The organism is Sphingomonas sp. (genome assembly GCF_036388215.1).
Classification (GTDB): domain Bacteria; phylum Pseudomonadota; class Alphaproteobacteria; order Sphingomonadales; family Sphingomonadaceae; genus Sphingomonas.
The window spans coordinates 16,219-27,604 of the sequence record NZ_DASVSH010000025.1; the positions used below are offsets into that span (position 1 = coordinate 16,219).

Below are 11,386 nucleotides of genomic sequence, written 5' to 3' on the forward strand. Positions count from 1 at the left end.
GGGGAGAAATTCCCGGCCCTTTTGCTTTGGGCTTTAGGGCCGCGGCGCCTTGGGCGCCCCCTTGGCGTAGCGGTCGCCATATTGGTTGCCTGCATACCAAAGCGGCGCCTGTTCCCTATCGGCGATCTCGCGCGCGATCAGGTAATTGATCTTGGCGAACCTGGCTGCGGCGTTCCAGTCGAAGGGCAGCGACATGTCATCCGAGACCTGGTGATAATGACGCTTCTGGAAGTCCTTGATCGCCTTCTCTCCGCCGTTCTTGAAGCCGGTGACGAGGAATACGGAAGGCACCCCTTGCTTGACGAAGCTGTAATGGTCTGAGCGGACGAACAGGTTCTCCAGGGGCATGGGATCGGGGGACAAGGTCACGCCCATCTTCGCGCCCGCGGCTGCAACCAGCGGGCCCAGAGTCGAATGCTCGGCGCCGAACGCGACGACATCTTGGAAATCATAGAGAAGGATCGGCATGTCGAGATTGACGTTGGCGATCAATTTGCCGCGAACCAGCGGGTGGCGGGCGAAAAAATCGGAGCCGATCAGCCCCTCCTCTTCCCCGGCAAGCGCAATGAACAGGATGGAGCGACGGGGCGCTTTCCCACCGGTGGTGAAGGCCCGTGCTGCCTCGAGCATTGTCGCAACGCCCGATGCATTGTCCATCGCGCCGTTGAAGATGGTATCCTTGCCCGCCTTTGGATTGCTGCCGATATGATCGAGATGCGCGCTGATCACGACATATTCGTCCTTCAGCGCCGAATCTGAGCCCGGCACGATGCCGATGACATTGGGCGCGCGGTACGAGACCTTGGACTTCCCGTTGTCGATCCCGATGGGCACCATCTGAAACCAGTCCTGCACGTCCCCGCCCGGTTTCAGACCGAGCTTGGCGAAGCGATTGGCGACATAGGCGGCAGCGTTGAAATAGCCGGGCGCGACTGTGAAGCGGCCCTCCAATTTGTCATCCGCGAGATAGGCAACGTCTGCCCGGATGCGCTCCGGACTGAACTCGGGCTCGCCGGCCGGCGCGACTTGGGCAGCGGATAGAGTGAACGCCAGCGGCAGGATGGCGAGAGCGGGGAATAGACGCATCGGGTGTCCTTGAAAGTCTGAATGGCGCCACGTTAGCGCCACCCGGCTCAGGTCGCCAGCCGCCTGAGGCCCGCGATCGTGTCGGCCTCGCTCGCAGGCTTGTCGTTGCGGATGCGGCTGATGCGGGGGAAGCGCATGGCGAGGCCAGACTTGTGCCGTTTCGATTCGTGGATCGAATCGAAGGCGACTTCGAGCACCAGGCTCTTGTCGGTCTCGCGTACCGGGCCGAACCGCGCGACCGTGTGGTTGCGAACATAGCGGTCCAGCCATTTCAGTTCCTCGTCGGTGAAACCGAAATAAGCCTTGCCGACCGGCATCAGCTCGCCGGCCTCGTTCCAGGCTCCGAACGTGTAATCCGAATAAAAGGAACTGCGCTTTCCGCTGCCCCGCTGGGCATACATCAGCACGCAATCGGCATTGAGCGGATCGCGCTTCCATTTGTACCAAAGGCCGACGCGCCGCCCGGTGACATAAGGCGAATCCCTGCGCTTGAGCATAACGCCCTCGATCGCGGCATCGCGCGCGCCAGCGCGTATTTCCTCCAGCGCCGCGAAGTCTTTGGCGTCGATCACCGCCGATATGTCGAACCGCTCAGGGTCGAGTTGGCCGGCAAATGCCTCCAGCCGGGCGCGCCGGCCGGACCAGCCGAGTGGGCGCAGATCCTCCGCCCCATCAAACAGGATGTCGTAGAGCCGCACGAAGGCGGGATAGTCGGCAAGCGTCTTGGCGCTGACCACCTTGCGCCCCAGCCGCTGCTGCAGCGCGTTGAAGCTTCCGGCTCCGCCTCCATCAAGACTTGGTCCTCCTTGGGCCTCGCCCTTCACGAGCAATTCGCCGTCCAGAACCCCCGGCGTGCGAAAGCCGGCCGCGACTTCGGGGAAGCTATGCGTGATGTCATCCCCCGCGCGGCTATAAAGCCGGGTCTCGCCCGCGACATGGACGAGCTGGACGCGAATGCCGTCCCATTTCCACTCGGCGGCATAATCGTCGAGGCTGACTTGCGTTTCCTCCAGCGGGTGCGCCAGCATGAAGGGCCGGAAGACCGGGACATTTTGGGACGTGGGCTGGGCGCCCCTCCCTTCCGCCCAGTCGAACAGCGGCGCATAGGGCGCGGCCAGTCCGTGCCAGACCTCTTCGACTGCCTCCACATCAAGCGCAAAGGCCTGGGCCAGCGCCGTCTTGGCGAGCCGGGCAGACACGCCGACGCGCAGCGCGCCCATTGCCAGCTTGAGCAAGGCAAAGCGCTCGTCGGCCTCCAGCCGGTCGAGCATCGAAGCGAGCGCCGCGGGTGCATCGGATTTGCTGATAGTACCGAGCGTATCGATCACTTGCGACAAGGTGAGCGGCTTCCCCGTGTCTGGCGGCGCGGCCGGCTCCGGCCAGAGCAGCGCGATCGTCTCCGCCGAATCGCCGACGAAATCGCGGCTCATCCGGTAAAGCACCGGATCGACGCGCTCCTCGATCAGCGCGCGGACAAGGGCTGGTTTCACCGCCGGCAGATCGAGTCCTCCGGTCAGCGCCGCCATTGCCCATCCGCGATCGGGGTCTGGGCTTGCTTTCAGATACTCGCCGATCAGCCGCAGCTTGGCGTTGCGGGAGCGGGTGTAGATCAGTGCATCGAGGAGATCGGCGAAGGCGCGCATGATATTGGGCAACATGGAACGAAGCGGGGGGTTCCGCCAGCCTGGCGTGCCCGTTACGCTGGCGCAATGCCGCGGCCGCTGATCCTTCTCGCTCTGGTCGTTGCCTTGGCCCTCGGGCTGCTCGGCTATGCGTTTCTGGAGGCCCGGCGTGATCCGATAGTGCGGCAGGCGAACATATCGCTGCCCGGCTGGCCCAAGGGCGCGCGGCCGGTCCGCGTCGTTCTGATCAGCGATATCCATGCGGGCACCGTGGCGACGATGCCCGCGCGGCTGGTGCGTATCGTGAGCCAGATCAATGCGTTGGCCCCCGATCTGGTGTTGATCGCGGGCGATTTCACTCCTGGACATGACCCGATCGACGCGGCAACGGTGACTGCGGCTCTGGCGCCCCTGAAGGCGCTTCGCGCGCAGCTCGGTGTACTCGCGGTCCCGGGCAATCACGATCACTGGACCGGCTTGGGCGCGGTGCGCGTCGCGCTGGAATCAGCCGGCGTGCGGCTGCTCGCCAACGAAGCGGTTGCCCTGGGTCCACTTTCGATCGGCGGGGTCGATGATGATTATTCACGCCACGCGCGAACCGGGCAGGTCGCCTCCGCCGCGCGCCGGTTGCCGGGCGCGCGTTTGATCTTCACGCATTCGCCAGACATCGCCCCTCAGCTTCCGCCGGATTTCCCGCTGCTCCTCTCCGGGCACACGCATTGTGGCCAGGCCGTGATTCCCTTTTACGGGTCGCTCGATCCGGTGTCGCGCTACCAGGATCGCTATCGCTGCGGGATCATTCGCGAGGGCGGGCGAACGGTGATTGTCACCGCGGGCATTGGGGGAAGCCTTCCCCTGAGGCTGAATGCCCCGCCCGATCTCTGGCTCCTGACCCTCGGCGAATGATCGCGCTGGAAAGGCGCGCGCAAGGCGGTTAGACTGACGCCTCAACCACCGGAGGGGTTTTGTACATGAAGTTCGTCGTTCTCGCCGCTGCCGCGTTCGCCTGCCTCGCGCCCGCCACGGCTTCCGCCCAAACTGCGCCCGCCGCGCCGGCCGCTACCGCGCCCGCCGCCGCTGCAAAGTTCAATCTGGACACGCCGATCGAGGCGCTGGTCGCCGATCCTCAGGCGAAGGTCGTGCTCGAAGCCAATCTCCCAGGCACCGCCGCGCACCCCTCTTACGACATGTTCAAGGCGATGAGCCTGCGCGCGGTCCAGCCCTTTTCGGAAGGCAAGGTGACCGACGAGATACTCAAGAAGGTCGAGGCAGATCTGGCCGCGATCAAGTAAGCGAAGGAAGGGCCGGTGAAATCCGGCCCTTTCGATTTTTCGGTTCCGTCAGAGAAGCCGCAGCGCCCCCAGCGCCATCCAGGCGCCGGCGGCGAGAAAGACCAGGCCTAGCGTGACGCGCAGCTTGCCGAGCGGCAGTCCACGCCAGCTCAGCTCCCCCAGCACCGCGGCGACAAACGCTACCCCGAACGCTCCCAGTGTAGCGCCGGCCGCGGCGAACCAGGGCTCGCCCCTCGTGGCCAGCGCCAGCGTGAAAAATTGCGTCCGGTCGCCCAATGCCAGGCTGAACACCCCGAGAAAGCCGGTCAGCAGCGCACCCAGCCCCCAGCCTTCGAGCCGGCGAGGCGGCTTGACGCGCCAGATGCCGCCCAGCCCGGCGAGTACCAGCGCTATCGCCAGCAGCAGCGATTGCGCGTTGGGGATGAGAATGGGCGCCATCGACATGCCGGCCAGCGCGGCCAGTGCGTTGCCCGCGCCATGCGCGAGCCCCGCCGCGAGCGCCACGGTGAGCGGGCGGCCATAGCGATCGGCGAGAATCGCGGTGAGCAGCGCGGGGCGGTCGCCAATCTGGGCGAGCACGGCCAAGAGAAAGGCCGGTACGATCGCTTCCATTCGGGCCTCCTTCCGCTCCGAGTGTCGCCCCGGCGCAGTTAAGGCCGCGTGAAGCATGCCCAGCTTGACTTTCAGGCCGGACTCGCGCATCCGCGCCGCCTGACAGCGGCGCGCCTGGCGTGCCGCTCTTTCTTTTTAACGAGAATCAAGGGTTTCGGGCCATGGCCAAGCCGACTACTGTCAAGATCAAGCTCGTCAGCTCGGCGGACACGGGTTTCTACTACGTCACGAAGAAGAATCCGCGTAACCAGACCGAGAAGATGTCCTTCCGCAAATACGATCCCGTCGTGCGCAAGCATGTCGAGTTCAAGGAAGCCAAGATCAAGTAATCGAGCCCCGGCTCGATTACGCAGTCCCCGCGAAGGCGGGTTCTCAAGCCGCAGGCGATTCGTCGCGCTGCGGCTTTTCTGCGTCGGTGGGCGCCAGAGCCCGCACTTCCTCCATGAAGCGCACCAGCCCGATCGGCTTGGAGACATAGGCGTTCGCGCCGGCGGCGCGGATACGCTCCTCGTCGTCGCGCCCGGCATAGGCCGTCACTGCCATGATGGGGATGGCGCGAAGCTGCGAATCGGCCTTCATCTGGCGGATGATTTCGTCGCCGGTGACGTGCGGCATCTGGATATCCATCACCACCAGATCGGGTGCGAAGGCGCGGGCGCGGGAAACTGCCTCGCGTCCGTCCTTCACTGGCTCGACTTCGAACCCGTGCGCGCGCAGCAGATCGCAAAACAGCTTCAGATTGAGTTCGTTGTCCTCGACAACGAGCACCCTTTTTGCCACGTCCAAACCCCGATGATCTTCGAAACTCTCTAAGCGATGGCGGCTGCGGAAACAAATGCAGAGGCCCTTGCGCTTCAGGCCCTGGTCTGGACGCTCGGCGATCCTTCGCGGGCGTCGCGGCTGCTGGATGTGACAGGACTAGATCCCGCCGGGCTGCGTGCGCGTGCGGGCGATCCCTCGCTCCTTGCCGCGACGCTTGGTTTTCTGGAGGCGCACGAGCCCGATCTTATGGCATGCGCCGACGCCCTGGAGGTTCGGCCCGCGCGCCTGGTAGCCGCCCGTGCCCAATTGGAAATGCCATGAAACACCTGCTGATCACCGATTGCGACGAAGTGCTGCTCCACATGGTCCGCCATTTCGGGGCGTGGCTGGATGAAGCACACGACATCGACTTCGTGCTGGCGGAGGGCGATTTCACGAAATCCATGACGCGCCGCCCAGATAGCAGCGCCATCGCGCGTGAGGAGATGTGGGACTTGCTCGGCGGATTCTTCCCGGGCGAGATGAGCCGCCAGACCCTGGTGCCGCATGCCCGCGAGGCCTTGGGAAGCCTTTCGGAAATTGCGGATATCGTCGTGCTCACCAATCTCGGCGATCATTGCCGCGATCACCGCATCGCCCAGCTCGCCGAGCATGGAATCCATCATCGGGTGGAATGCAACCAGGGCGGCAAGGGCGATCCGGTCGCGAAGCTCGTCGCCGAATTCGGAAACCCCGTCACTGTCTTCGTCGACGATTTGCCTGTGCACCATGAATCGGTGGCGAAGCATGCACCGCAGGTCCACCGGCTCCATATGGTCGCCGAGCCCGAACTTGCGCCCAACGTGCCGCCCGCCCCGCATGCGCATGCCCGCATCGACGATTGGCGCAAGGCCCAGGCGTGGATCGCGGCCCGCTTCGCCACGGGCTTGACCGCCGATGCGGTGAGTGGTTGAGCGGGGGCATGACCGATACGATCGAAAGCAAGCTCGCCGAGCTCGGCCTGATTCTTCCCGAAGCCGCTGCGCCCGTCGCGGCCTATGTCCCCGCGGTTCAGGCCGGTGGGCTCCTGCACGTGTCCGGCCAGCTCCCCTTCAAGGATGGCGCGCTGATGACGGGGCGGCTGGGCGAAGACCGGGACCTCGAATTCGGCCAGGAAGCTGCCCGCCGCTGCGGGCTGATGCTCGTCGCGCAGATCAAGAAGGCGCTGGGCGGCGATCTCTCGCGCGTCGAGCGGATCGTCAAGCTTGGCGTGTTCGTCAATTCCGCGGGCAGCTTCACCGATCAGCCCCAGGTCGCGAACGGCGCATCGGAACTGATGCAGGCATTGTTCGGAGAGGCGGGGCGGCATGCCCGCAGCGCGGTAGGCGTGCCCGTCCTGCCGCTTGGCGCGGCGGTGGAAGTCGATGCGGTGGTCGCGGTCCGCTGACACGCCCTTGTTGCGGCTGTGCAACACTGCATCCCCATCCCGAAACGAAACCGGAAATTTTGTTGTGCACCGCAGCGTCATTTGGCAATAGTCTTATGCCGATCAAGCAGCGCACGCCTTTCAGGGCGGAAATGACGCAGCACCATTGGCAGCAGGCGGGGACCCTTAGGCCTATTTGAAAGGGATTCCATGCGTTTCACTCTGATCAGCCTGAGCGCGCTTGCGCTGGCTGCCGCCGCTCCTGCCATGGCGCAGGAAACAACCGAAACCGAGCCCACGCCGTCCGTCACGGTGAGTGGGAATTTTGGCGTCACCAGCGATTATCGCTTCCGCGGCCTCAGCCAGTCGCACGAGCATGTCGCGGCGCAGGGGACGATCAACGTCAATCACGAGTCCGGCCTCTATGTAGGTACCTGGGCGTCCACCATCGACGACGTTTTCTCGCTGCCCGATTATGGCGACTATGAAGTCGATCTCTATGGTGGCTACACCAAGACGCTCGACAGCGGGATCGGCTTCGATGTCGGCGTGCTTTACTATCTCTATGCGGCCGCCCCGGAACTCAGCGGCGGCGCGATCAACGACACCGACTTCTGGGAGCCCTATGCCTCCGTCAATTATACGATGGGGCCGGCGAACGTTAAGGTCGGCGCCAACTATGCCTGGTCGGGACAGCCCGGCCTGGGCGGGGACGATTCGCTTTATCTCTACAGCAACTTCAGCGTCACGGTGCCCAATGCTCCCGTCAAGCTGCTCGCCCATGTGGGCCGCTCGGATGGCGCGCTCGGCGCTTTCAACCTGGTCGCCACCGACAAGACCTATCTCGATTGGTCGGTCGGAGCGGAGACTACGTACAAGGGATTCACGCTTGGCCTGTCCTATGTCGATACCGACATTACCGGCAAGCGCGTGCTCGGCAAGCGTTTCAACAACAACGTTGGCGGCGACAGCACCATCCTGGGCTATCTGACCTTCGCGTTCTGATCTGCGGCGGGTTTCGGTCCGGCCCATGCAAAAAAAACGCCGGTCCCCTGGGGGCCGGCGTTTTTTTGTTGTCGCGTGTGCGAAAAGCAATCCGCTGCTTATTTAGGGGTGGTGGTGCTCGCATCGCGGCCATTGCCCTCGGGGGCGGCGACGATGTCGCGCGTCGTGGCGCCCTTATCGACCACATTGGTGCCGGGGCTGCCCACCGTCGTACGCGCGCCCGCATCGGCGCTGGTGCGGCCCGCGGCATCGAGAGTGGCCTGCTCGCCCGCGCTGCGCGGGGCGGATCCGCCGAACATCGCGTCAACTGCCTGGCTCGATGGGCTGGTGTCCTGCGGGCGCGGCGCGCCGGGAGCGGGGGGCACAAGCGCGAAATCGGGCGGGATCACCAGAGGCGCCTGGCGCGCGACGGCGAATTCGTCCGGACGAGCCCGGTCATAGCCGCTCTTGGTACAGGCAGAGAGCGATACCGCGAGCGCGACGCCCGAAGTGGCGAGGAGGATTCTACGCATTGACTTCATTCTCCACAGGGGCGGGCGCGTCAGCCGACTGCGCCGTCTTATCACGCACGAAGAGCGCGCGGAACAACAGGATGAGAACGCCGATGGTAATCGCGGCGTCGGCGACATTGAAGACCAAAAACGGGCGCCATGCGCCGAAATGCAGATCCGCGAAATCGACGACATAGCCCAGCCGCGCGCGATCGAGGATATTGCCGACCGCGCCGCCCAGCACCAGGCCCAATGCGACCACGTCGGGCAGCTTCTTCTCGCGCATCATCCACCAGGCTACGCCGGCGGCGATTCCGGCGGTGAGCAACACCAGCGCCCAGCGCATGAATTCGCCGCTCGCCGGCAGCAGCCCCAGCGACACGCCGACATTCTTGACGAAGCGCAAGTCGAAGATGGGCAATACCGTGAGGCTGTCGTCCTCGACGTTGAGGCCAAGCGGGCCGGTCACATAATATTTGGTGAACTGGTCGAACAGGAGCACGCAGGCCGCGACAAGCAGCCCGATCCAGCGCGTAACGGTCATCTGCAAATTCATGCGTTCACCACCCCGGCACAGCGGTCGCACAGCGCGCCGTCGTCCGCAACCTCGGCAAGGTGCCGCCAGCAGCGGCCGCATTTTTGGGCGGAGGTGGGAGTCACGGTCACGCTTTCGCCCGGCGACACTGACGCAACGATGAACAATTCGGCCAGGTCCTCGCCGGCGAGCGGCAGATTTGGCGCAGTGACTTCCGCCTCCAGGCTCGATCGCACCTGTTTCTCGCGGCGATAGGGCTCGATCGCTTCCGTGACGGTCTGGCGGAGCGCGCGAATCGCGGTCCAGTCGGCACTGACGGATGCGCCCTCTGGCAGCACCGGCCAATCGAGCAAGTGCACCGATTCGTCCTCGCTCGGGAAGCGCGCCTGCCATACTTCCTCAGCCGTGAAGCTGATGATCGGCGCGGCGTAGCGGACCAATGCGTGGAATAGCGTATCGAGTACCGTCCGATAGGCCCGGCGCTTCGGGTCCGAAGGCGCGTCGCAATAAAGCGAGTCCTTGCGGATATCGAAGAAGAAGGCCGAGAGGTCCTCATTCGCGAAATCGGTGAGCGCGCGGGTGTAGCGGTTGAACTCGAACGCATCCGCCGCCGAGCGCAATTCGGCGTCCAGTTCGGCCAGCTTGGCGAGGATGTAACGCTCCAGCTCAGGCATCTCGCTCGCGGCGACCTTCTCGGCATCGCTGAAGCCTTCCAGCGCGCCCAGCAGATAGCGGAACGTGTTGCGCAGCTTGCGATAGGTGTCGCCCGTGCCCGCCAGCACTTCCTTGCCGATCCGCACATCCTCGAAATAATCGGTCTGCGCCACCCACAGGCGAAGGATGTCCGCGCCGCTCTCGCCGATGATCTTCAAGGGATCGACGACGTTGCCGAGCGACTTCGACATCTTGCGCCCATTGCCATCCAGCGCGAAGCCGTGGGTGAGCACCGCGCCATAAGGCGCGCGGCCTCGCGTGCCGCAGCTTTCGAGCAGCGACGACTGGAACCAGCCGCGATGCTGGTCCGATCCCTCGAGATACAGGTCCGCGCGCGCATCCGGGCCATAGCGCGCCTCGACCACGAAAGCGTGCGTCGAACCCGAATCGAACCACACGTCGAGGATGTCGGTGATCACCTCATAGTCGTCGAGCTTGTAGTTGCTGCCGAGCAAAGCCTGATGATCCGCCTGGAACCACGCATCTGCCCCGCCGCTGCGGAAGGCGTCGAGGATGCGAGCGTTGACCGCCGGATCGCGCAGATACTCGCCCGACTGGCGATGGACATAGAGCGCGATCGGCACGCCCCAGGCGCGCTGGCGTGAGATCACCCAGTCCGGCCGCCCCTCGACCATCGCACGGATGCGGTTCTGGCTCTTCTCGGGCACCCAGCGCGTGGTCTCGATCGCATCGAGCGCGATCCCGCGAAGAGTCGCGCCGTTGGACGCAGGCGGCAGGTTCAGCGCATGTCCTTCGACAAGCTCAGGATGAGCGGGGCTTGTGTCCAGCCCTTCCCCCGCTCGTGCTGAGCCTGTCGAAGCACCCTTGCCGGAAGCCCGATCCATCGGAATGAACCATTGCGGCGTGCAGCGGAAGATGATCTTCGCCTTGGACCGCCAGCTATGCGGATAGCTGTGCTGGAAATCCTCGCTCGCCGCGAGCAGCGCCCCGGCCGCCCGCAGGTCGCTGCAGATCGGCCCGTCGGGCGCCACGAACTTCTTGTTGATGACCGAGCCCTGCCCGCCGAGCCACAGCCAGTCCTCGCGGTACATGCCCCCGCCATCGACCGCGAACACCGGATCGATCCCGTTCGCCTTGCACAGCAGGAAATCGTCCTCGCCATGATCGGGCGCCATATGGACGAGGCCGGTGCCGGCATCGGTGGTGACGAAATCGCCGGGCAGAAACGGACGCGGCTTGGCGAAGAAGCCGCCGAGATGGTGCATCGGGTGGGCGGCAATTGCGCCGGCGAGTTGCGAACCTTTGATCCGCTCGCCGACTGGATAGCACCAATAATTGCGATCTCCATGGCCCTCGGGAGTAGCAGGGAGTGCACGTTCAACTCGTGCGGAGAATTGCTCCACCAGTTCGGCGGCTATCAAGAACTGCAGCTTGGGGCCGGCGGAAACGCGTTTCCTTCCGTTCGCAGACCAACCAACTCCCTCCAGGAAGGCCATCGTGTCTTCGGCGCGAGAACCGTCCACGAAGATTTCGAGAAGCTGGTACTCAACCTCCGGCCCATAAGCCAAAGCCTGGTTCACCGGGATCGTCCAGGGCGTGGTCGTCCAGATCACCGCATGCGCGCCGACCAACTCGGGCGCGTTCGGCGCCTCGACGATCTCGAACGCGACGTCGATCTGCGTCGACACCACGTCCTCATATTCGACCTCGGCCTCCGCCAGCGCCGTCTTCTCGACCGGCGACCACATCACCGGCTTGGCGCCGCGATAGAGCTGCCCGGTCTCAGCGAACTTCAACAGCTCGCCCGCGATCGCCGCCTCGGCGGCAAAGCTCATCGTGACATAGGGGTCCGCCCAGTCGCCCATCACGCCCAGCCGCTGGAACTGCTCGCTCTGCTTGGG

14 protein-coding genes are annotated in these 11,386 nt (G+C 64.6%); 7 read left to right on the forward strand and 7 right to left on the reverse strand.

What is annotated here, in order from left to right:
• Positions 1-33 precede the first annotated feature (33 nt).
• Together VF617_RS09440 and VF617_RS09445 are read right to left on the reverse strand one after the other, a co-directional pair.
• Entirely contained in the window at positions 34-1,086 is a 1,053-nt protein-coding gene (locus tag VF617_RS09440) for a M28 family metallopeptidase (protein ID WP_331014628.1), read from the reverse strand.
• A 47-nt stretch (positions 1,087-1,133) separates the two neighbouring features.
• Positions 1,134-2,729, reverse strand: coding sequence for a cisplatin damage response ATP-dependent DNA ligase (locus VF617_RS09445; protein WP_331014643.1), 1,596 nt, complete (start codon positions 2,727-2,729; stop codon positions 1,134-1,136).
• Positions 2,730-2,795: 66 nt separating this feature from the next.
• Between VF617_RS09445 and VF617_RS09450 the strand changes: the two genes are divergently transcribed.
• Together VF617_RS09450 and VF617_RS09455 are read left to right on the forward strand one after the other, a co-directional pair.
• Positions 2,796-3,614: a metallophosphoesterase gene (locus VF617_RS09450; protein ID WP_331014629.1), complete on the forward strand. Its 819-nt coding sequence runs from the start codon at positions 2,796-2,798 to the stop codon at positions 3,612-3,614.
• 65 nt (positions 3,615-3,679) lie between these two features.
• Positions 3,680-4,000, forward strand: coding sequence for a hypothetical protein (locus VF617_RS09455; RefSeq protein ID WP_331014630.1), 321 nt, complete (start codon positions 3,680-3,682; stop codon positions 3,998-4,000).
• Positions 4,001-4,048: 48 nt separating this feature from the next.
• On the opposite strand, the gene VF617_RS09460 is transcribed toward VF617_RS09455, so the two are convergent.
• Positions 4,049-4,612, reverse strand: a complete 564-nt coding sequence (locus VF617_RS09460; protein WP_331014631.1) for a TMEM165/GDT1 family protein — start codon at positions 4,610-4,612, stop codon at positions 4,049-4,051.
• 161 nt (positions 4,613-4,773) lie between these two features.
• Between VF617_RS09460 and rpmG the strand changes: the two genes are divergently transcribed.
• The gene (rpmG, locus tag VF617_RS09465; RefSeq protein WP_331014632.1) at positions 4,774-4,941 is read left to right on the forward strand and encodes a 50S ribosomal protein L33; all 168 of its coding nucleotides are present in this window, start codon (positions 4,774-4,776) and stop codon (positions 4,939-4,941) included.
• Positions 4,942-4,984: 43 nt separating this feature from the next.
• On the opposite strand, the gene VF617_RS09470 is transcribed toward rpmG, so the two are convergent.
• Entirely contained in the window at positions 4,985-5,392 is a 408-nt protein-coding gene (locus VF617_RS09470) for a response regulator (protein WP_331014633.1), read from the reverse strand.
• A 36-nt stretch (positions 5,393-5,428) separates the two neighbouring features.
• Here VF617_RS09470 and VF617_RS09475 point away from each other — a divergent pair, with 36 nt between their 5' ends.
• The 4 genes from VF617_RS09475 (at position 5,429) to VF617_RS09490 (ending at position 7,784) form a co-directional block, all read left to right on the forward strand.
• A complete protein-coding gene (locus VF617_RS09475; protein WP_331014634.1) occupies positions 5,429-5,695 on the forward strand; it encodes a DUF3572 domain-containing protein in 267 nt (88 codons plus the stop codon).
• Positions 5,692-6,327, forward strand: a complete 636-nt coding sequence (locus tag VF617_RS09480; RefSeq protein ID WP_331014635.1) for an HAD family hydrolase — start codon at positions 5,692-5,694, stop codon at positions 6,325-6,327. Before VF617_RS09475 ends, VF617_RS09480 begins: the two co-directional genes overlap by 4 nt.
• 8 nt (positions 6,328-6,335) lie before the next feature.
• Positions 6,336-6,800, forward strand: a complete 465-nt coding sequence (locus VF617_RS09485) for a RidA family protein (protein WP_331014636.1) — start codon at positions 6,336-6,338, stop codon at positions 6,798-6,800.
• 189 nt (positions 6,801-6,989) lie between these two features.
• A complete protein-coding gene (locus VF617_RS09490; RefSeq protein ID WP_331014637.1) occupies positions 6,990-7,784 on the forward strand; it encodes a TorF family putative porin in 795 nt (264 codons plus the stop codon).
• 98 nt (positions 7,785-7,882) lie between these two features.
• On the opposite strand, the gene VF617_RS09495 is transcribed toward VF617_RS09490, so the two are convergent.
• The 3 genes from VF617_RS09495 to VF617_RS09505 form a co-directional block, all read right to left on the reverse strand.
• A complete protein-coding gene (locus VF617_RS09495; protein WP_331014638.1) occupies positions 7,883-8,296 on the reverse strand; it encodes a DUF3035 domain-containing protein in 414 nt (137 codons plus the stop codon).
• Positions 8,289-8,831, reverse strand: coding sequence for a signal peptidase II (gene lspA, locus VF617_RS09500; RefSeq protein WP_331014639.1), 543 nt, complete (start codon positions 8,829-8,831; stop codon positions 8,289-8,291). Before lspA ends, VF617_RS09495 begins: the two co-directional genes overlap by 8 nt.
• Positions 8,828-11,386: isoleucine--tRNA ligase (locus tag VF617_RS09505; protein ID WP_331014640.1), on the reverse strand; the 2,559-nt coding region annotated here is incomplete at its 5' end. The genes VF617_RS09505 and lspA, both read right to left, overlap by 4 nt.